This window comes from Candidatus Babeliales bacterium, from assembly GCA_035944115.1.
Classification (GTDB): domain Bacteria; phylum Babelota; class Babeliae; order Babelales; family Vermiphilaceae; genus DASZBJ01.
Window position 1 is genome coordinate 1 of record DASZBJ010000043.1, and the last position, 21,068, is coordinate 21,068.

At 38.9% G+C, this 21,068-nt stretch carries 19 protein-coding genes; 9 read left to right on the forward strand and 10 right to left on the reverse strand.

Annotated features, from left to right (window positions below):
* Positions 1-544 precede the first annotated feature (544 nt).
* Positions 545-1,663, forward strand: coding sequence for a hypothetical protein (locus VGT41_04790; protein HEV2601591.1), 1,119 nt, complete (start codon positions 545-547; stop codon positions 1,661-1,663).
* 78 nt (positions 1,664-1,741) lie between these two features.
* Here VGT41_04790 and VGT41_04795 read toward each other — a convergent pair whose 3' ends face one another.
* The 8 genes from VGT41_04795 to VGT41_04830 all read right to left on the reverse strand — a co-directional run bounded on the left by VGT41_04795 (position 1,742) and on the right by VGT41_04830 (position 8,829).
* A complete protein-coding gene (locus VGT41_04795; protein ID HEV2601592.1) occupies positions 1,742-2,293 on the reverse strand; it encodes an Hsp20/alpha crystallin family protein in 552 nt (183 codons plus the stop codon).
* A gap of 53 nt (positions 2,294-2,346) precedes the next feature.
* A complete protein-coding gene (locus VGT41_04800) occupies positions 2,347-2,763 on the reverse strand; it encodes an Hsp20/alpha crystallin family protein (protein ID HEV2601593.1) in 417 nt (138 codons plus the stop codon).
* A 238-nt stretch (positions 2,764-3,001) separates the two neighbouring features.
* On the reverse strand, positions 3,002-3,610 hold the full coding sequence (locus tag VGT41_04805) for a hypothetical protein (GenBank protein ID HEV2601594.1): 609 nt from the start codon (positions 3,608-3,610) through the stop codon (positions 3,002-3,004).
* 40 nt (positions 3,611-3,650) lie between these two features.
* Positions 3,651-4,262 (reverse strand): hypothetical protein, encoded by a 612-nt coding sequence (locus tag VGT41_04810; protein ID HEV2601595.1) that lies wholly within the window; start codon positions 4,260-4,262, stop codon positions 3,651-3,653.
* 22 nt (positions 4,263-4,284) lie between these two features.
* The gene (locus VGT41_04815; protein ID HEV2601596.1) at positions 4,285-5,322 is read right to left on the reverse strand and encodes a hypothetical protein; all 1,038 of its coding nucleotides are present in this window, start codon (positions 5,320-5,322) and stop codon (positions 4,285-4,287) included.
* Between the two features lie 122 nt (positions 5,323-5,444).
* Positions 5,445-6,098 carry a hypothetical protein gene (locus tag VGT41_04820; GenBank protein HEV2601597.1) on the reverse strand — a complete coding sequence of 218 codons (654 nt, stop codon included), beginning with the start codon at positions 6,096-6,098 and terminating at the stop codon, positions 5,445-5,447.
* 136 nt (positions 6,099-6,234) lie between these two features.
* A complete protein-coding gene (locus VGT41_04825; protein ID HEV2601598.1) occupies positions 6,235-8,067 on the reverse strand; it encodes a cache domain-containing protein in 1,833 nt (610 codons plus the stop codon).
* Between the two features lie 75 nt (positions 8,068-8,142).
* Positions 8,143-8,829, reverse strand: a complete 687-nt coding sequence (locus tag VGT41_04830) for a Bax inhibitor-1/YccA family protein (GenBank protein HEV2601599.1) — start codon at positions 8,827-8,829, stop codon at positions 8,143-8,145.
* A gap of 170 nt (positions 8,830-8,999) precedes the next feature.
* On the opposite strand from VGT41_04830, the gene VGT41_04835 reads away from it, so the two are divergent.
* Together VGT41_04835 and trxA are read left to right on the forward strand one after the other, a co-directional pair.
* The gene (locus VGT41_04835; GenBank protein ID HEV2601600.1) at positions 9,000-9,590 is read left to right on the forward strand and encodes a hypothetical protein; all 591 of its coding nucleotides are present in this window, start codon (positions 9,000-9,002) and stop codon (positions 9,588-9,590) included.
* Positions 9,591-9,660: 70 nt separating this feature from the next.
* A complete protein-coding gene (gene trxA / locus VGT41_04840; protein HEV2601601.1) occupies positions 9,661-9,981 on the forward strand; it encodes a thioredoxin in 321 nt (106 codons plus the stop codon).
* Between the two features lie 106 nt (positions 9,982-10,087).
* Here the strand turns inward: trxA and cysS are convergent, their stop codons facing one another.
* Positions 10,088-11,425 (reverse strand): cysteine--tRNA ligase, encoded by a 1,338-nt coding sequence (gene cysS / locus VGT41_04845; GenBank protein ID HEV2601602.1) that lies wholly within the window; start codon positions 11,423-11,425, stop codon positions 10,088-10,090.
* Positions 11,426-11,614: 189 nt separating this feature from the next.
* Between cysS and bamA the strand changes: the two genes are divergently transcribed.
* A complete protein-coding gene (bamA, locus tag VGT41_04850) occupies positions 11,615-14,137 on the forward strand; it encodes an outer membrane protein assembly factor BamA (GenBank protein HEV2601603.1) in 2,523 nt (840 codons plus the stop codon).
* Positions 14,138-14,214: 77 nt separating this feature from the next.
* On the opposite strand, the gene VGT41_04855 is transcribed toward bamA, so the two are convergent.
* Positions 14,215-15,921: an ATP-binding protein gene (locus tag VGT41_04855; GenBank protein HEV2601604.1), complete on the reverse strand. Its 1,707-nt coding sequence runs from the start codon at positions 15,919-15,921 to the stop codon at positions 14,215-14,217.
* A gap of 292 nt (positions 15,922-16,213) precedes the next feature.
* Here VGT41_04855 and VGT41_04860 point away from each other — a divergent pair, with 292 nt between their 5' ends.
* The 5 genes from VGT41_04860 to VGT41_04880 form a co-directional block, all read left to right on the forward strand.
* Positions 16,214-16,480, forward strand: coding sequence for a hypothetical protein (locus VGT41_04860; protein HEV2601605.1), 267 nt, complete (start codon positions 16,214-16,216; stop codon positions 16,478-16,480).
* Positions 16,477-18,117, forward strand: coding sequence for a penicillin-binding protein 2 (locus VGT41_04865; GenBank protein ID HEV2601606.1), 1,641 nt, complete (start codon positions 16,477-16,479; stop codon positions 18,115-18,117). Before VGT41_04860 ends, VGT41_04865 begins: the two co-directional genes overlap by 4 nt.
* Positions 18,118-18,132: 15 nt before the next feature.
* A complete protein-coding gene (locus VGT41_04870; protein HEV2601607.1) occupies positions 18,133-18,996 on the forward strand; it encodes a hypothetical protein in 864 nt (287 codons plus the stop codon).
* Between the two features lie 74 nt (positions 18,997-19,070).
* Positions 19,071-20,645: a hypothetical protein gene (locus tag VGT41_04875; protein HEV2601608.1), complete on the forward strand. Its 1,575-nt coding sequence runs from the start codon at positions 19,071-19,073 to the stop codon at positions 20,643-20,645.
* Positions 20,646-20,742: 97 nt separating this feature from the next.
* Positions 20,743-21,068: hypothetical protein (locus VGT41_04880; GenBank protein HEV2601609.1), on the forward strand; the 326-nt coding region annotated here is incomplete at its 3' end.

The window sequence follows — 21,068 nt, forward strand, 5'->3', positions numbered from 1 at the left end:
TCTCAAACTTCGCAACGGCTTTTACAGCTCAAGCAATCCACGAGATCTATCAGCTTTTTTACTGAACAATTCACATAAAATATAACACGTAACAATTTAATAACAGCTTGGTCTAAATTGCTATCTTTTTTAACATACAAGCAATCCAGCCTCACAAAGAAATGTCCATAAAAATAATTTGAATCTTTTTCGAAGTGTAACCTTGTAAGGCTGGATCACCACACTACGCTTAGAAACTAAGCTCCGTTCGTGATGACGGAAGGCAATGTCCTTTGCCAATGTCATATCCGGTTCTTAAAACATACGAAAAATTGATTGCTTATATCAAACTCAGGTTATCTTAATAAAACTCATTTTTCCAACTACAGAGACTTCGTGTTTTAAAAACCATTGCAAGGTTCCTATCTGAATTGTTAATATGCCTGGTGTACATCAAATACTACCTAAATACAAAAGAGGCATATGAAAATTTCAGGGAGGGTCTGTGCAATCAAACAATACATTAAACAGAATCAAAACACGTTTCTTATAAAAAAGGAAAACCATGAATGTATTAAGAAAAAGTAACTATGCGTTACTCACCGTGCTGACCATCAGCACATGCAGCATTACACATACTGCAGGGGAATTAGTGCCTTTCAAGCCGATAATTGAACTTCCCCAAGGTACTTATAACATCACACCTTTGATACCACAAAAACCCACAACCCAACAAGCTCTCGCAGTCGCTGCTATGGACTCAAGAGAACTAACTCTTTCTCTTTCTGAAGACCTTCTTAGTAAAGTCGTTGCTGGCCATGTCATTCCTAATGCAGTTTCCATATTAGCAAGCTACATGAAAAACCCTTACATTCTCCTGATGGTAACTGAAGGTGTTGCGGTCGCCTTTGCTTTATCAGGACAACCTATTCTTCCTAAGAATATGGCACAACAATTTATTACTGCGTTACCACAAAAATTGGCAATGATTGCCGCTCCCGCTGCAATCGGTGCCATAGGCGGCGCTGGAGAAGTAGTTGCAACTCGATTAACCAGCTTTGATAAAAAATATAACGTATACATAAAACCTCTTCTTGCTGGCGGAGCCGTGGCAGGTATTGCAACATCAATGTTTTCAGGAAAATTATCTGATCAAGGAAAAGCGCTCGCATTTGCCGGGCTTTATGGAGTAGCAACACCAGTACTCAATGATATGTTTGCGTATGTACAAAATCTTGTAAGTCCATCTACTCCAATGCAACAACCTGCAGCACCCAACCAAAAAATAGGTATTACTGCAAAAACAATGGCACTCCTAAAAAAATTGAAAACTCCTATCGCGATTGCACTTATTTCTCTTGGTGCGGTGGCCACAGCACAAACATTTGAATTTGGCCAACTATCACTGGAAAGCCAGGCTCTTGGCGGAATGACGCTCGCACAAATAGTAGCGTTAACTGAACTTACTGTTGCACGTGAATATGGATACCGAGCAACTAAAAGAATTGCTAATGCAGTTGGTGATGCAACAGGCTCTATTGCGAAAAAAGTTGTTCAATCAAAACCAGCAGAATTTGTGAGCAACATTATTGCTACTCCAAAAACATATGGTGAACAAATTGTTAACGGAATATCATCAATATTTAATTGGGCAGTAGGAGGACTGGAAGGGTTTTCATTCTAATAAAAACCAAATAGAGGCAACAAAAAAAGAGAGGCGATCATCATCCCTCTCTTTTTATTATCTTGAGTCAATTACTTACTACTCACCTTTTTCAATTGGTACCTGTACGGCATTAGTTGCTTCTTCTGATTCAACCGGTATTACCACCTGCAACACACCATCTTTCATTGTTGCTTTTGCTTTACCGGGAACTGCTTTTGCTGGCAATGGTAATCGTCGTTCGAAACTTCCTTGCTTGATCTCTTTACGATAAAAATCAGCGCTTTTTTCTTCTATTTCTTCTTTACGCGTTCCGTGGATCCGTACGGTGTCATCCTGTACTGAAATTTTAACATCTTCCAACTTAACTCCTGGAATATGCATCTTGATAATAACGTTACCATCTTTTTCATACATATCAGTTGCTAAATCAGTCGTTGATGTACGCAATGTAGGAAAATCAAAATTCCACATATCATCATTCCATCTTGACATAACATCCTCCTCATCAAACATATCACTACTCCGTTGCTGATCTTGTGTATCCTTTACACGAGATTTTCTTGATATCGCCAGTAACTCAACTGTCGTTAAACCACCGACTATACCCATTACTAACAAAGTATATAGTCCCTTCTTATTTATTTGCATTCACATCCTCCTCAACTACTCTTTAATACATCTACTATCAATTGTATATCTTACTAACTACCAATTTTTAAAGTCACTAAATTTACTGATTCTATTTTTTGTAACGGTAACGAAACCTGCAATAATCCTTCTTGCATAGTCGCAACTGCTTGCGCCACAGCTATCTTAGATGATAACACAAGGGTCCGATGAAACTTACCCCGTTTAATCTCTTTTATATAATCCGCACTTCTACCTTCATCTGTCTCTTGCCGAAATCCAGAGATTCTTACCATATTTTCCGTTATTTCAATCGTTACCTGTTCTGGAGCTACGCCTGGCAATTGTGCTTCTATAACTATCATTCCATTCTTTTCATACATATCAACTGGCAACGAATCTGCTAATAATTCATTTGCCGTAGACTCATAGTGAGCCTCTACATCTAATAACCCCCCATCAAAGAAAGGATTCCATCGAATTATTGGCATTGCTTCGCTCCTCCATTATATAGCTCTATACACCTCTGAAAATTCCTATCTATCACAACGTATCAAATTCATATAGAAAAAATCAATAATTTATAGACCATTTTATAAACAGGCAATAATTCTGCGGCCATATTCAATATGGATAAGGACGCCCCTTAAGCATAGAGGGGTTGGATACGCTTTGTACCCAGCCCCTCGTTTACTCTATTTCTTTTTAGATCAACACGTATTCGCGCTTCTACCTCTTTGCCTGCACCTGTAACCGTTGCTGCCCAAGCAGCCCAGATTGTCGTAAGAGTGTCTCTTGTGCGCGCATACAACGCTCAACTACTGTACTAAGTTGTCCGTCAGCCACATCAATCATCGCACGCAAACGAGCAACCTTTTCCGCAGTTAAATTCAAATTTGTAAGCTCTTGCGGAGTCCTGCTAGACAAAAGAGTCGCCAAACTCTTCGTCCGATTCATACTTGCCCTTAGCTGTCCTAGTGCAGGTTCGCTACGTTGCAAGCGTTGCCGAAACTCTGCAATTAACTCTTGCCGTCCTCGAACGCCCTCTATCCAAATTGCCTGATCCTCCGATACTATTTCTACTTCCTCCTCATCCATTTCCTGTACCGCATTCAAAGCGCCTAATAATTCATTCGAAGCTATATCATTCTGCGCTAAATCATGCTGAAAGCCCTCAAGTAGTGCAGACAATATAACTCGTAAATCACTCCAATCCACATCCGCTTGCGCCGCCGCCTCATGCACTTGAACATCATGCTCATTAGCTGCGCATATGGATATTGATGCTGCAAAAACAAAAAGAGCGCTTAATAAAAAAATTTGTTTAAATATATTCATATAATTTCTCCAAATAATTGATTGTATTATGTATACACATTCATTTATTGTTCTCTAGTTGCATTGGCGCTGGTAGCTGTTGTGGCCGATTAGCTTCTGGACGTCGTACTAAAAATGCAACCCCTTGTTGACGCACAGCCTCAAATCCGGCAAGGCATTTCCCCATTTGACCAGCTTGCAGGCTTATGACATTAAGTTTTTTTTCTGAGACGCGCAATGCCTTACTGATCCCTGGCAGTTTCTGCATAAGACCCATCGCTGTTTGATACTGCCCTAATATCTCGCTCAACGCAGGAGCTTGAGATGAATAACTATCAAAACACGATTCGATTACAATTTCTTGTAATCTCCGGCCTTGCTCAAGCTCAGCAGTTACCGCTTGACCAGCTGAAAGCAATCTTGATATCTCTTGATCTGTCTCATTTAGATTGCGTCTAGACTCTGCCAGAGCGTTATTTAATCTGTACCCCAACGTTATCGCTGGTAACAATTGCTTATTAAGATAGTCTATAAATTCCGACGCCGCCTGCTCATCAGACAAAGCGTCCGGTGCAAGTGATTCAAACGCACTGTCATCAGCAGCAATCACAAATCCCGGCACCGCAGTAATAAAAAGAATATTTAATAACACAATTTGTTTAAATATATTCATATGATTTCTCCAAATATAACCGCTATTTCTGAGCTCTTTTTTTTAATTCGCCAAGCAACTTTTGCTTCCTTTCTAGTGTCCTTGCACTTTGATCGCACCGTCGCGCATATACACGCAGCTCTTGATAGTTCTGTAGGCTTGTCAGACACATCTCTTTTAAATGATTAGATCTTTTCTCCTGCGATCTTAACAGCAGTTTATGCACTTTCCCTAATGCACTTTCGGCAGATTTTAAACTAGTCCAACACGTCTTCAATTTTGCCTGCCAGCTCTGCTGTGCACTCTGTGCCTTAGATGGTTCATAATTCCGCGCTGTATTCAAATGCATTGTAAGCCACCGTAATTCTTCAAAATCTCCAATGCACTTACCGGCATTGCGAGCATGATCCGTTAGGCTTTCCCCTAATTTGGTGATATCAAATTCCGATTGTTCTGCTTGCTCGTTAGGTGTGGAGATACACATGTGCGCATGTTGCTTCTGGAAATCAAGAATATGAGATCGCACAGCATGATAATATGCAACTATTTTCGGCCGAAGCTCACCGACACCATAATCAGAGCAACCAGCTTTCTGTAGCGGTGAGAGCACCGTATCTAATTTTTCTATCGTCTCCTCACCATACCCCACCCATGTTTGCAGATCGTGAATTTCCTTTTCCAATTGTAGCCCAAACACGTGAGAACTAGCAGGAGAATCTTGTATATCTCTGCGCAATTGTTGTAAGAATATTCTTAGCGCTTCTTGTCGATCAGAAACACTGTCCACGTAACTAATCACGGTCTTGACTGGACTTATTACTCTAGATATGCCAGGCAGCACATTGCCTTCCTCTTGTTTTATCTCAGCAGCGCTGGCGGACCACTGATGTAACGACAATCGCAGATCTCTTGAAAGACCTCCTAACTCTCCCATTTTTTGTGAGAAATATGCGCCATCCATTTCCACCTTGCATTCCTCTTGCATTAAAGCTGCCCCTGCTTCATTGGCCGCACACGCCATTAGCGGTACAAAAAAAAGCAACCAGGCACTTAACCGTCCTGTCTGTTGCAATCTATTCATATAATTCCTCCGGAAATTGGATGTTTAAAGTTACTATAAAGGCCTAAAGGATAGCGTTAAATCTAGGAATTTCAATCCAAACTGTAAAAAATGGTTAAAACAGAAACCCGAGTATGAGAGCCTCAGCGCAACGATTTCTGAGCCCGTCTTTCTAATGCTGTTGAGCGCAATACAGAAACTAACTCCTGACGAGCGTCTGCTATTTTTTGAAGTCCACTCTTGATCAGAACAGTATTGGATTGAAATTCCGCTAAATGCTTTATTAATTGTTGATTTCTTGCATTATTAGGATTTTCACGATCGTTATGTTGCATTCCCACTGCTAAAAGCCCTTGATTTAATTGTTCTGTTTTGTTTTCCACCCTTGCGACCATACCCATTAAACAGTTCGACATCGTGACATCCTGCTCATACAAAGCAGAAACCACTTTTAACTCTTCTTCTTTTTCTTTTCGACTTAATCTCTTTTGAGGCTTTGATAGACCAAGTAATTGCTCCATTTTTGTATAAAATTTATCGCCTAACGCAACAAACTTAGCATATTCACTACCAAACGTTGTCACTATCTTTACCATTTTTTTCGCTAACTTTTGACGTTTTTTTTTCATGCCATGATGTTGTTGTAAATCGTATCGCTCAAACCACCCAATAAGTTCTTCCAGCGAATGCACCGCATCACCTTGTTGCATATCTTCTGCGCGCGCAGCCGCACAAACATCTAATGGCATTGCCAAAGTAAGAATAATGAGCCCTGCTATTTGTTTTAGTTTTTTCATAAAAATCCTTATATATAATTATTGTATCTACGCGCACCTATAATACCCTAAAATACAGCCCCCTTACAACATAAAAAAAACCGGATGCAATAAGGTACATCCGGTTTTTTGATCTATATAAAAATACAGGCCATTTTTAATTATAATATGCTGACCCAACTATATATAATTTGCCATCTTTTTCCACTGGCTCAATATATGCGTTACGTTGCACACCATTAATAGTATATGCCACCCGTCCAGCACCCGATTTTGCGGTATTGATCATCATCGTAACATATGATTTGCCATTATCATCTTTTAAATGAAGCAAGTTGCGCCAAATAAGATCATACTCATCTCCATATGCATAACAGACACCCGTTCCATCAAAAACAAATAGTACAAGATCCCCACGTACAAATTTGCCATCTTTTTTCACAAATTCTCGCATCGCTACATCTAATACATTCGTGCGTAAATACCCAGCACCACTTTTTGCAAGCAACTGCGCAGTGTCTTCTTTAGAGATTGGATATAAACCTGCACCAATCACAAATTTCTCAATACCCAAATCAACTAATTCAACATACGTAGATCTAAATGAATTTTTCATTTTATAATCTACAAACCCGCCACCACTTTCTGCTTTTTTAATCAACTCTCGTACATAATAAAAACCACTATCATCAGTTTGATTATAATGGTTTTGCCCAATATAAGATTGATTTTCACCGTGCGCCACTACGCCGCCTTTTAAGTCATACACAAACAATGAAATATCACCGTAACGAAACTCATTATTAAGCCTATTGCTGAACTCCTTAACTGCCTCTGTCCTACCGTTTTTTTTCATGTACTGATAACCACGCCGCACCAACTCTTCAACCTGACTACGATTCGCTTCAGGATAATACCCACATGCAATAAAATAATGTTTGCCCCGTTTATCGGTAACTTCTTCAGCATACGCTTTTTTAAGTGCATTACGTGATCGGTATTCAATCCAAATACCGCCATGACCAGCTTCTTTTAATTTTGCTATGATCTCTTTATTAACAAATTTACCTTCTGAATCTTGATACTGCAACGCATCTTTGCTACCGATCAGCTCCGGTAAAAATCCGTGTGCAACCTGTACTCCATCAAAGTCAACCGCATATAAATATAAATCACCAAACACAAATCGTCCCATTGGATAACTGAGAGCACTGAGCGCTTCTTCATTCGAACGATCGGCCTTTACGTTTTCATTAAATAAAGTGACTGCTCCTTTTACCAAGCTCACCACCGCATCAGCCTTAGAATGTGGATAATATCCGACTCCAAGCACATATGTTTTATTACCAACGCGAACTTCTTTAACATATGATTGCTTGGTTGCATTGCGCCAACGATAGGTCACCCAACCACCACCCTCTTGTGCTTTACGTAAAATATTACGCACAAAATAAGTACCAAAATCACCTCGCAAATTATATAAATCACTCCACACAAGCTCTTCTTGCTCTCCATGCGCCAGGCAAACACCTTTTGAGTCGAACACAAAAATATATAATTCGCCACGGATAAACTGCTTGTCATGGGTAAATTTACTAAACGTATCATATGGCTCATGCGTTTCTAAATATGCAATACCTTCTTTTAATAATGAAACGACCGCCTGCTGTTTTGACGACTCATCAAACATCTGCGCTGGAGTTTCTTCCTGCTCCGTAAATGTATCTGCAACATCCTCTGGTCCACCGAGCACTGCATGCTGAACCTGCGCTTCGTGTACAGCAGCATTTTTCATTCTTCTTTCTGTTTCAAGCACCTTACCTTCAAAATCAAGGTGCGTTGCGACAGAATCTACAAAGTGATCAGAAAATCGATTTTTTTTATGACGCGATTCTTGCATGTTCTTTTGTACCGATCGAGCACATACATCACCAACCGGTACAAAAGTTACTGCCAACAAAAATAAAATAGAGATATATCTGCTCTTCATCACTCATCCCTCTTTTTTCCGCCGTCGCATTAATCATGCTATGGCGTGATTAAACAAAACTAACGTGCGATTATATTAATCTTTTTTATTCATGAATCTCAATATAAATAAAAACAAATTAATAAAATCAAGATACAATACCAATGCACCGAGCAATGCCCCTTTATTTTTTTCCTGCTCATCACCAGTCTGAATCAAGGCAAACTGTTTAATATTTTGTACATCATATGCAGTCAACGCAGTAAATAAAAGCACACCAATACCTGATATTAATTGATCTGCAAATGCGCTTTGAAAATACATATTAACGAATTGGCTCAAAATAAGGCCAAATAACGCCATGATCGCAAAGCTACCCATTGAAGAAAGATCAGTTTTAGTTGTATATCCATATAAAGCCATAGCGCCAAAGGTGCCTCCGGTTATAAAAAATGCCATATAAATGGCACTTAACGAATAGGCAAAAAAAATTGTCGACATGGTCACACCGAGCGTCGCTGCATACAAAACGAACAATAATACTGCGGTGGCATAATTCATGTATCGCACCAAACTACTGAGTGCTATCACTAATCCAATCTGAACAACAAAGAGTAAAATCGGTATGCTGCGGTTAGAAAAAATATAGGAAAATAAAGAAAGGTTAGAAGCAATACCATAAGATACCGCCGCTGTTATGCACAATGCAAAAGCCATCCAACCATAGACCTGAGCCATAAAAGCAGCTATTCGTCCACGGACTGCATAATCGGTTCCAAACATAATAATAATCTCCTACTTAATGAAAAATGTTTTTTAATCACCTCTATTTACAGTATAGTTCCATTAATGAGTTCTTCAATCTTTTAAACCAAACCTACACAATGTACGTAATTATAGATAGAATATCCCATTCTGAAATGAATATAATATCATCAAAAAAAGGATGTATAATGAATAAACCTATTGCAATCGCACTAGCAACCATTACTATTGTGTTATTATCTGGGTTTGGCGCTGAGACCAGCACCTCCGGCAAAAAAGAACACAAAATTAACGTAAAGGGAACAATAACCACAACGGCCCATCCGAATAAAACTCAGGTGGAAAATATCGCCATCGGTGGATTAATCGAAAAAATCTTCTTTTACCCCGCACCAACAAATATTGATACTCTCTCCGATCATATCTTAAAAGTAGATCCCGAAACAGAGCATGACGAACTTGATTTTGTACAAGATATTAAAACAATAAAAGTAGCCGATGCTAATGATATATGGCATTATCAAGCAGGCAAAAATAAAATGAAGCAATATATATTAGTAGAAATCACCCTTAAAAATGAATCCGCCCCAAAACGATATCTTCTTAACAATGCCCGCACCATTACTTGTAACGTTGTTGAAGGAGATGTGGTATTTGAACGTAAAGCTGAACCAACAACATTAAAAGAGCTCACGATCATCAGCACCATACCACGCGACCAACCCAAAAAACAAAAATCTGTACATATACCCCGCACTACACAAAAAGTAACTGCTTAGCAGATGATAAGAGTTTTGATATATTGAATCATTATTAGAAAAAATTTTTAACTCGTAAAAAGGTTTTACAATGCCTATAAATATCACTCAAGATAATTTTGAAACAGAGATTATCAAATCATCTACGCCGATCGTTATTGATATATATGCAACCTGGTGTGGACCGTGTCAATTTATGACTCCAATACTCGAAGAATTGGAAGAAGAATATAACGGTAAATATAAATTTGCCAAAATCAATGTTGATGAAGCACGCGAACTTGCTATCAAATTTAGCGTTTCATCGGTGCCAACATTTATTTTTATGAAAAATGGGCAAGTAATGGGCAAAGAAACAGGACAAATGAGCAAAGAAGAGCTGCAAACAAAAATCGATGAACTTCTTGGGTAATAAAAACTTAATAAAATCGGACGTGCAAGCAACATCTTGTACGTCCGATTTTATTATATTAAAACTTGTCCGAAAATTAGTTGGTGAATATTTTTCGGGTAAGCCCTTAACTTCTTTTATCGTTAACCGGCACACCCATATCAACTAACTGTTGACGAATAGCATCCGCACGCGCCCAATCTTTTGCAAGACGGGCCTCTTCTCGCTCAGCCAGTTTTTGCTCAATTTCTGTTGTCATAACGACTTCCTGTTCTGCAATCGGCTGCAATGACAATCCAAAAATATGTTGCAATATCCCTTTAATTAAGCGCAGCTCAGATTCATTTTTTTGTATATCACCAAGCGCATCAAATAACACGCCGAATGCTCCTGGAGTATTAATATCATCTGCTAAAAAATCAATCATGCGCTGTGCAACATCGGATTTTGCTACCGCAGTAAGATCAAGCTCCGGATCAGCAATAACGTCATTAAAAATACGAACCAACCGTTTATAACTTTTTTCAATCGCTTTTATATCATCAAATGCAAAATCAAGCGGTGCTCGATAATGATGAGCTATAATGTAATACCGCAAGACCATAGGATCAAACTGCTTAAACAAATCACGAAGTGTAAAAAAATTACCTAATGATTTAGACATTTTTTCTTGATCAATCCGCACCATGCCATTATGCACCCAGTAACGAGCAAACGGCGCGCCATATAATGCTTCTGATTGCGCGATCTCATTTTCATGATGCGGAAATATTAAATCAAGACCACCACCATGAATATCAATATGCTCACCTAAAAACTGTTTTGCCATCGCTGAACATTCAATATGCCATCCTGGACGACCATATCCCCAGGGACTCTTCCAAAACGTTCCTTCTGGCTCACTTTTCCACAACGCAAAATCCAATGGATCACGTTTTTTATCGCTTACCTGCACACGCGCACCCACCTGCAAATCTTCTACATGCCGTTTTGATAATGCACCATATGCTGGAAATGTTGCGATACTAAAATACACATCACCTTCTGATTCATATGCTTTTCCTGCATCGATCAAACCTTGAATAAACCTAATAATTTCAGGAATGCAGCGGGTAACACGCGGCTCATATGTTGGTGGCAAACAGCCTAGTGCAGCAACGTCTTGATGATAGCGAGCAATATACCGCTCTGAAATTTCTTGATACCGCAAACGATCCCCAAATTCAGCTTCTGCTTTGTTGAGCAACTTATCATCAATATCAGTAAAGTTGCGACAATACTGTACGTCATACCCAAATAGACGGAACAATCGAGATATCACATCAAAAGAAATATATACGCGTCCATGACCAATATGCGCATCATCATATGGAGTAATGCCACACACATACATCAAGACACTGTTTTGATTATACGGCTTGAATTCCTCTTTGTTTCCCGTTAAAGTATTGGTGATTTTAATCATAACAATCTCTTAATTTAAATAATTAAACAGTTGAGCACTATGCAATAAGGTATTTTATCATTATCTTATGATACACAAAAAACTTACCTTCGTAAGTCGATTACAAAAAAGGAATCTTCTAGTAAGCTGGTTCGATTAGATACGATCTTTACCATCACCGTACGATATAAGAGTTCAGGAGCACCTGCAATGTATTTTTTGCATACCACTTTTAAAAAAAATAGTTTATTAACAGTACTGATATTTTTTGGATTTTCCTATGCCAATAGTATCTATTCCGGCAATGCCGAACTTCCCTATGAAGACGCAGTAGATAATGAAAAAAACAGTTTCAATGGATGGTACATCTCTGCAATTAATCTCGTTGGCAACACACATGTTCCCGACGATGCTATCCTCGATCGCATACCCTACCGCATTGGTGAACGATTCGACCAATCAAAAACAGGTAAACTTATCAAAACATTATACTTTGATTTAAAACGATTTCGTAATATCTCTGTATATGTAAAAGACAGCGGTACAAATACCATTATTCTTACTATTGTTTTTGAAGAAAAACCGCTCATACAAGATATTGTTATTACCGGCAACAAACAAGTTACTGAAAAAGAAATTCGAGAAAAAATACCGTTTGCTGATATTCGCGCGTTAGATGAACAAGAGCTAAAAGGATATGAGCTGAGTATCAAAAAAATATATGAAGAAAAAGGATTCCATAACACCACAATTACCTCAAATCTTTCTATCACCGAACAACAAAAGGCAATTGTAACGTTTACTGTTGTAGAACATAAAAAAACAGTCGTTACACGAATTAATTTTGAAGGAAATCATATCATCAGCGGTAAAAAATTACGCAGCATTATGTTTACCCATGAAGATTGGCTTTTAGGATTCATGGATAAATCAGGTACCTTCCAATACGATCGTATTGAAGGTGACAAACAAATGATTAAACAATTTTATCAAAATAATGGTTTTATCTCAGCGCAAGTCGTTGATGTAAAAATTAAATTTGATGAACAATGCAATACGGCACATCTAACCTACATTATCGAAGAAGGTGACTGCTACACAATAAGCAGTGTAACTGCACGCGGCAATGACATCTTAAAAGATGACTATCTTACTTCAATATTGCCAACACAACCGAATGAAAAATACTCTCGTGAAAACATTGTAAACAGCATCAAAGCATTAGAGTTTATTTGGGGAGATATGGGCTATATCTACGCGCAAATCGATCCAGAAATTATTCCTGATGAAACAACAAAAACCGTTGCCGTTACGTTTCATTCCGATATCGGAAATCCAGTATATTTAAATAAACTTACGATTAAAGGAAACTGGAATACACAAGATAAAATCATTCGTCGAAGACTTGGACTTAATGAAGGATCTCTGATTACTAATCGCGCAATGGAAATATCAAAAAACCGCGTTGAAGCCCTCGGTTATTTTGATAAACGAGATGGTGTAAACTGGAAAACAACTCGTCTTGATGAAAATAATGCTGATCTTGATCTGATCATAAAAGAAGGAAAAACGGGAACCGCTAACTTTCAACTTGGTTTTGGCGGCGCTGCAAAATCATCATCTCCTACCGGAAGTGTCTCTGCTGAATTGAATGTTGCAAACTCTAATTTCAAAGGTAGTGGTGTACGATTTGATTTAACCGCTCGGTTTGGTGCAGAAGAAAAAGCAGCTGTCTTTAATATTACACAACCATGGCTCTTTGATAGACCAATCCTTGGTGCAATCGATATATATCATAAACGCCTCGGATATGAAGAATTAGAACAGTCGCCAGCACGAACAGAAAAACTAACCGGTGTCACACTCACTACTGGGTTGGTAACTGGTGGATGGCATCATCTCTTTGCCGACACATTTTTACGATTTAGTTTCGGCGTTGAAAATGTACAATATGAAAACAAGAATACTGAAGGCAAAAAGAGTTCCTCTCCCGTACAATCAAATTTACGAACCGATAATGCCGTAGAACAAGAATTTGCTCGCAAACAATATGATAGAATCTTTAATAAATTATTTACGACAGGCACCTTTGGTACTTTCATGACACAAATTGGAAAAGATGCAAAAAACCATCCAATGCATCCAACCAGAGGATATTCATGGCTTGCTCGATCAATACTCGTATTACCAAACCAGGACATCGGGTATCATAAATTCGATCTTGATGTTAATTGGCTTACCCCAATTATTGGCGACTTCGATCTTATTTTCAGATTCCATGCCAAAATGGGTATTATTAATCTATTTGGTAACAAGAGCATACCATATCGTGAACTATTCCATATCGGTGGACCTGACACCGTTCGTGGGTTCTTATGGGGACAAATCGGCCCGCAGTTCACCACTACGTCATCTGGTAGACGAGCTACTGATTCTGTTGGTGGAAGAAAAGCCTTTGTCGTAAATGCGGAACTCATCTTCCCCATTACCAATGATTTCACCATGAAGGGTGTTGTATTCTATGATGGTGGCGCTGGATGGGATAATCCATACGTAAATGCAGAAAATAGTATATTTATTAAAAACAACAATTTCCGTTATCGCCATGCAGTTGGAGTTGGTGTACGATTACTTAATCCAATGCCAATCAGAGTTGATTGGGGTTTCAAACTTGATCCACGCAAAGGTGAGACCGCTCATGAAGTACATTTTAATATGAGTTATGATTGGTAATAACCAAATTTATTAGCAGACAAAAGGGGCATGTCAATTTCACATGCCCCTTATTTTTTTAATTCACTACAGTAATCTTATTCCGCCAACGCGAATGCCACCTGCTTATCACAAAACTCTTCAACAACCGAATCAACCAACTCCGTAGTTAATTGTTTTGTAACCAACACTTTTGATTTAATCTTGTTAATAATTCCTTCAAAATCACCATAACAAAAACCTGCTGTTAGAAGCGCCATCTTTGCTAATTGTGTTTCAGTAAATATCTCATTAACATTTTCTACCTTGCCCAAAAACATATTAATATACAATTTAAGGGCATCAATACGTCGCTCTCTATCTGGAAGGGGCATTTCAACTACTTCATCTATTCGTCGCTGCATCGCCACATCAAACCGTCTCAAATGGTTTGTGGTAAGAAAAATCACATACTTACTACTTCGTGTTCCCAGATAATTAAGCAAATGATTCACCATCTTATAATTCAGGCTCGTTGGATCCATAGTGGTACGATCCACAAATAAGGAATCTGCCTCATCTATAAACAAGATGGTCGGCGTATCACTTTTCTCAAGATGCGCAAACACCTCATCAATCGCTTCTATTCCTGCTCCATCTTGAAACAGCGATGATCCAGTCATAAAGGCAAAATTAAAACGTGATTGGTATGCGATCTGCTTTGCTTTCATAGTCTTACCAGTACCTGGCTTTCCAAACATAACCAATGTACGGAATTTTACATCTTCGCCTCGATCTCTTGCCTCACGCGTCGCTATCAGTTCTGCAGTATAATCATCAAACCATTGTTGCAAATGAGGCGGCAAAACCATTTGAGGTATTTTAGGTAATGGCTTTGAAGACTGACCATGTTGATAATATTCTATAAATAGGCGTGGTTTATACAGTTGCCGTTCAACATAATTCCAAAATACGCGTGACATATGAAATGAAGTAGCAATCCCAAGGGCCGCCAACGTAGCGTAAATTACTACATCTTTGAATACTTTTTTAACTGCCAATGCGCGTATAGAATCTATTATTTGATGAAAGGGTCCCCCGGGTGCAAATTTTTTATTAATTTCCATCATAAGATCATCTATTACTTTTTTTCCTGTCGTATCCAAATCATGTCTTACTTGGATAAGTGCGGCATCCAGATCTTTCTTCAGTTCCTTACGTCGCTCCTTAGTAAGGTTATCCAATTTATTTATAGCAAAATCCAGTTGCTCTTTAGCCTTCTTAATAGTTTCCGGATCATTCGCAAATTTTTTTACTTTATCAATGAAATCAGTCAGCACTCCACTAAACTCTTCGGGACTCATGACCGCTTCTTGAAAATCGGCTAGAACCTTTTTACCATCAAAGTTTGCCCCCATATCTGTAACTTTTGCAATATTATCAACAATCTTATTAACCTTAGTAACAAACCCCACTGGTGGTTCATTAGAGGCCGTAATTTGCGGTTTCTGCTGAACTTCATCATTCACCACACAAATACTTTCCTCTGCGGTATCGTATACAACCCTGACAAACGCATCTTCAGCTGAAATATCGGACTTATTAGTCGTGCAACTGACTTCGTTGTTGCCATTCGCACCAGCAACGATTCGAATATAATGAACTTTTGAATTTTCTACACTCTCTGTCATTGCTGGCGATGGTTTCGGAGATGATTTCCAAAATTTCCAATTTATTCCAAAAAGAGACGACGAAGCCGTCGCCATAGAAAATGCTAAGACAATGAAAAAAGACCTTTGGCGCCTACGGCCAACCGCGAATTGCATGTTTTATATACCCCCGAAATAATTAACAACTGAAAGACAGCTATTGATTAATATAGCAAATAATATAACAAATAAAAACGGGGTATAATCCATTTATTTTGCATATCAATTCTATTTGAATCCAGACCCCCCTCCCCGCACTCTATTCAAACCAACAAATAGAAACCTTATCCCCTTTTACTGAAAAATCCCCCTATAATCCCTATTCTTGCCCCAAACCATGCAACAGCTTAACAAAATGGACTACGCGATGCTAGACTGCCCATCATATATCTAAAAACAAGAGAGCCTTATGAGAAACAGCCATTTTATCATCACCTTTATCAGCGCGCATGTGATATGCATTGCGCTACAAATTTATAAATCAAACTGCTTTATAGAAACCTCGTATCGCAAGCAGCAATACGAAACAACATACCAACAGCTAGAACAAAAAAAGCAGGAACTGACCTATCAACTTAATACCGCAAAAAACGTCTCTACAATTCGAAAATTTGCCCAACATGAATTAGGTATGCAACCAATATCACTCACCCAAATAAAAACATTATCCGCATGAAAACAAATCGGCCGCGCATCACCTTTATTTTTTTTATTTGCTGTATCGTGTATGCCATAATCGGCTATCGATTATATTACATTCAAATTGCGCATCATGATTTTTATGCACAACTGGGAACCAACCAATACAATACCACCGTTACCATCGCTCCTGCCCGCGCTGCAATTTTAGATCGATCAGGGAAACAATTTTTAGCGCTAAACACAATGCGTATGGCAGCATTTTGCTTGCCTTCTCAAATTAAAGATCGCACCATAGTCCGCAATTTTCTTGTGGACCATTTTCCATCATCTGTGCAACGATTTGATACCAATCACAATCAGCTTTTTATGTATGTCGAACGTCGTTTGAGTGATGAACAAATAATGCTCATTCAAAATAGCAACATCCCTGATATTCATCTTCTGCAAGAACCAAGTCGTTATTACCCATGCCCCTATACGGGACATATTACCGGCATAACCAACGTTGATAATGTTGGCATTATGGGAATTGAACTGCTCTATAACATTCAACTAGCGGGCACTCCCTCCAGTTATTTGCTCGAAAAAGATGCGCGCTCTGGACATTATCATTTTACTAAAACTACAAAACAACAAGGACACGTAGGGCAAGCGATACAACTTACCATCGACAGCACATTACAATTTTTAGTACATGAAGAACTGCAAAAAACAGTCGATCAATTTCAGGCGCAAGAAGGAGCTGCTATCATTCTCAATCCTCTTAACGGGGAAATCTTAGCAATGGCATGCATACCAACTTTTGATCCAAATAATACTAAATCGCTTAACATGGCCTACACCAAAAATCGATTAATAACTGAAAGTTATGAACTCGGATCTGTCATTAAAGTATTTGCAGCACTTGCAGCGCTTGATGAACACGTAGTTACTCTTGATGAGCCAATTAATTGCGACAATGTTGTAACATCCTATGTACAAGGAAGAAAAATAAATACCGTACGCTCATCAGTGGCAGGAGAAATCCCCTTTTGCCAAGTGATTGAAAAATCAAATAATATTGGGATCGCAAAAGTGGTCACCCGCCTAGGACCGAAACTCTATGATCATTATATTCGCTTAGGATTTGGCACAAAAACAGGAATTGAGTTCCCTGGTGAACAATCAGGATTTGTAAATCCACCAGAGAACTGGTCAAAACAATCGATATTCTCCCTTTCTTATGGCTATGAAATCAATGCAACACTCCTACAGCTCGCCTGTGCATTCGCCATAATTGCAAACAATGGATATGCCATACAACCAACTCTTATTATGGATCAAAAAAAACCAACAAAAAAATCTGAAAAACTATATTCGGATGAGACGCTCGCCAACATCCGACAAATACTTGAAAATACGGTGCTTCGTGGCTCTGCTAAAAAAGCACAAATGAAAGGATATACCGTCTTAGGTAAAACAGGAACCGCAAAATTACTTGATAATGGAAGCTATTCGGATACAAAAAATATGTATACCTGCGTCGGCTTAGTACAAAAAGGAGAATATCAACGAGTTATCGTTACCTGCATAAAAGAATCTCCGCTACCACGCCTGTATGCTTCGACGGTTGCAGTACCACTCTTTGAACGAATTGCAGGAAAAACCGTTATACATGATAAAATTATATAATAAGGAGAATGTAAAATGCAGCACATAGCAGTACAACCGCCAGCAGATGTACCAAAAAATAAAATCGAAACCTACATAAAAAACTATAATGCGGTAACACAAAACAGTAAGAGATTATTCCTATTTGCCTGTGATCAAAAAGTTGAACATCTTAACGCTGATTTTTATGGGGACAAGATTCATCCGGATGCTCACCAAGTATCTCATATTTTTGAAATTGCACGCCAAGGCAGAATTGGTGCATTAGCCACTCATCTGGGACTCATTGCACGATACGCAAAACAATATCCAACTATAAACTACATCGCTAAGCTCAACGGATCATCTCATTTGGCAAAAACAGAAGACCCTTATAGTAAACTGTTATGGCACGTGCAAGATGTGATAGCAATACAAGAACAACATACTATTCCTATCCGCGGCATTGGTTACACGCTCTATCTCGGGAGCACATATGAACCAGAAATGCTTTCAGAAGCAGCACACCTTGTATCTCAAGCTCATCAACACGGCCTGCTTGCAATATTGTGGGTATATGCGCGCGGAAAAAATATCAGTAACGAAACCGATCCAAAACTCCTTGCTGGTGCAGCCGGTATTGCAGCATCCTTAGGAGCCGATTTTGTAAAAATTAAAGCACCAAATGCTATAAACGATTTACTCATGATTACCGCTGCTGCAGGAAACTGTGGCGTGATCTGCTCCGGAGGAAGCATGCAAGAACCGAACCAATTTTTAAAAAATCTGTCTGACCAAATTCATATCGGCAATGCATCTGGATGTGCAACCGGAAGAAATATTTTTCAAAAATCATTGCCTGAAGCGGTTGCATTTACGCATGCTATTGCCACAATTGTTTTTGATAATCAACAACTGTAGTTACTACTTGTTTTTCTATCAAAGCTATCTTAAGCTAAAAAGCAGATTTCATCTGTAAAAAAGGGCAATCGCTAATGAAGACATATCTATTACTTATTCTCATGTTCATCAGCACCCCATGCATGCTGTTGGGTAGACTGATTGATGAAAGACCATGCTGCGGTACACGCGTTGATATACCGCTCAGACCATATTGCTGCGATTGTTGCGGCGACACTGATCAACGCAGTCACTCATTTATGTTCACACGTCCTCTCACCCAACAACTCAATCGCGATCAAGCATTATGGCATGCAATAATTCATACAAAAGAACATGTTGCTCGTGGCGCAGCTGATATCACCGTTGCATATCGAGAATCATTACATTCTGATCGTATTGCGCGCTATTTTTTACCTGTCTGCAACACCACGGTTCTTGTGTCTGGAGATTGTAATTTCCAAGATACCCATACGCGTAACATTCGTGCTGAATGGCTCGGGCTTCCCAATAATTTTCGAGGAAGATTCAGTATCAAACCAGAACAAAAACAGGCTGGAGTGATATTAGAATACAACCAAGATATTGGCGCTATCATTGATTCTGCACTTTTTAATAACAGCTGGATTAACATCCAAGCTCCTCTTGTGTGGGTACAAAATAACATGCGCCTTGAACAATTTGATGTCATAAATAGTGGGTCTGAAAATCCAAAAGACATTGTGCAAGCATTACGACAACCAGGATGGGATTATGCAAAAATATGCGGTAAGAAATCACATACAGGTCTTGCTGAAGTAAACTTTAAATTTGGACGTACATTCCTTGCAAATGATTTTTTTCTCGTCTCATATTACTCGTTATGTAGACTTCCTAGCGCAAACAAACAAAATCCAGAATTTATATTTGATCCTGTTGTTGGCAACAACCAACATTTTGGATTTGGTGCAGGAGTAAATTTTCAAATTCTCCTACAAGAAGAATGCGACCGATTTGCATTCTGCTTTTTCACCAATCTTGAAAGCACCTTTTTTGTCCGAAATATGCAAACACGTACCTTCGATTTAAAAGGTAAGCCATGGAGCCGTTACTTACTTCTTACCCATATAGATGGCCCACTTGGCAACAGTACCCCGGGTGTGAATGTCCTGACACGAGAAGGACACGTACATCCATACAACATGGTCGATTTTTCAACCGGTGTACGGTTTAAGTGGGGGCAAGCTGAATTTGAACTTGGATTTAATATTTGGGGACATGGTAATGAAAGAATTGAACTCCGCTGTCCCTTTAAAAGCGAATGGGGAATTGCAGGAATTGTTACCGCAACTGGTTGCCAAACACCGCAACCTGCGCCTGCACCAAGAATTGTTGCAGTAACGGCAAGTGACAGTACCATCTGCACTCAAGCCGATAATGATATAATCATAGACCCGGATACAAAAGAAAAACAGTCAATATTTGTACCAATCAGAGAGAGCGATCTCGATCTTAATTCTGGTATGTCACAAGCAGCATTGAATTATATCATCCATGCAACTGCAGGATATATTTACGAGGGCAAAAATTTCGATGGGCTGTGTAATGCCGGTATCTATTTTGAATTTATAGATAAGAACGGCGCATTACCAACTGCTGGTTTCTGGGCAAAAATTGGCGCATCATTTTAACAACAGTACACATTACACATTCTCTTGACTCTAAAAATCAGACTGTGATTACCTATCTTTTATTCTGAAGTCTGATGTATGAAGGAGTCATGTCATCATGAAGATACCAGTACAATCGTATATCATTTTTGTGCTATGTAGTTTTTGTACTTTTGTTACTTTTCCTGAAGGATTTGCACCAGATACTTTGGTGCGATTAGGAAAAAAACTTGGCTGGCAAACCATTGCTAAAACTGTTGTTGCTTCAAAACGTTTTATTTTTAAAGATCCCCTATTAAGTTGCAATGTTGATTCTGGTAGATGGGAGGCAAAAAAAGTACAAAGAGGGGCTACCATCGACACCAATTGCTATCTCAAGCTTTGGTTCAATGGGTGTAAAGAGTGCGATGTGATGTGCACTACCGATCAAAAATTTTATTCTGC

Excerpts from the sequence above, each read along its gene's own strand:
- VGT41_04790 (HEV2601591.1), top strand. The coding sequence starts at position 545 with ATGAATGTATTAAGAAAAAGTAACTATGCGTTACTCACCGTGCTGACC.
- VGT41_04795 (HEV2601592.1), bottom strand. The coding sequence starts at position 2,293 with ATGCAAATAAATAAGAAGGGACTATATACTTTGTTAGTAATGGGTATA.
- VGT41_04800 (HEV2601593.1), bottom strand. The coding sequence starts at position 2,763 with ATGCCAATAATTCGATGGAATCCTTTCTTTGATGGGGGGTTATTAGAT.
- VGT41_04805 (HEV2601594.1), bottom strand. The coding sequence starts at position 3,610 with ATGAATATATTTAAACAAATTTTTTTATTAAGCGCTCTTTTTGTTTTT.
- VGT41_04810 (HEV2601595.1), bottom strand. The coding sequence starts at position 4,262 with ATGAATATATTTAAACAAATTGTGTTATTAAATATTCTTTTTATTACT.
- VGT41_04815 (HEV2601596.1), bottom strand. The coding sequence starts at position 5,322 with ATGAATAGATTGCAACAGACAGGACGGTTAAGTGCCTGGTTGCTTTTT.
- VGT41_04820 (HEV2601597.1), bottom strand. The coding sequence starts at position 6,098 with ATGAAAAAACTAAAACAAATAGCAGGGCTCATTATTCTTACTTTGGCA.
- VGT41_04825 (HEV2601598.1), bottom strand. The coding sequence starts at position 8,067 with ATGAAGAGCAGATATATCTCTATTTTATTTTTGTTGGCAGTAACTTTT.
- VGT41_04830 (HEV2601599.1), bottom strand. The coding sequence starts at position 8,829 with ATGTTTGGAACCGATTATGCAGTCCGTGGACGAATAGCTGCTTTTATG.
- VGT41_04835 (HEV2601600.1), top strand. The coding sequence starts at position 9,000 with ATGAATAAACCTATTGCAATCGCACTAGCAACCATTACTATTGTGTTA.
- trxA (HEV2601601.1), top strand. The coding sequence starts at position 9,661 with ATGCCTATAAATATCACTCAAGATAATTTTGAAACAGAGATTATCAAA.
- cysS (HEV2601602.1), bottom strand. The coding sequence starts at position 11,425 with ATGATTAAAATCACCAATACTTTAACGGGAAACAAAGAGGAATTCAAG.
- bamA (HEV2601603.1), top strand. The coding sequence starts at position 11,615 with ATGTATTTTTTGCATACCACTTTTAAAAAAAATAGTTTATTAACAGTA.
- VGT41_04855 (HEV2601604.1), bottom strand. The coding sequence starts at position 15,921 with ATGCAATTCGCGGTTGGCCGTAGGCGCCAAAGGTCTTTTTTCATTGTC.
- VGT41_04860 (HEV2601605.1), top strand. The coding sequence starts at position 16,214 with ATGAGAAACAGCCATTTTATCATCACCTTTATCAGCGCGCATGTGATA.
- VGT41_04865 (HEV2601606.1), top strand. The coding sequence starts at position 16,477 with ATGAAAACAAATCGGCCGCGCATCACCTTTATTTTTTTTATTTGCTGT.
- VGT41_04870 (HEV2601607.1), top strand. The coding sequence starts at position 18,133 with ATGCAGCACATAGCAGTACAACCGCCAGCAGATGTACCAAAAAATAAA.
- VGT41_04875 (HEV2601608.1), top strand. The coding sequence starts at position 19,071 with ATGAAGACATATCTATTACTTATTCTCATGTTCATCAGCACCCCATGC.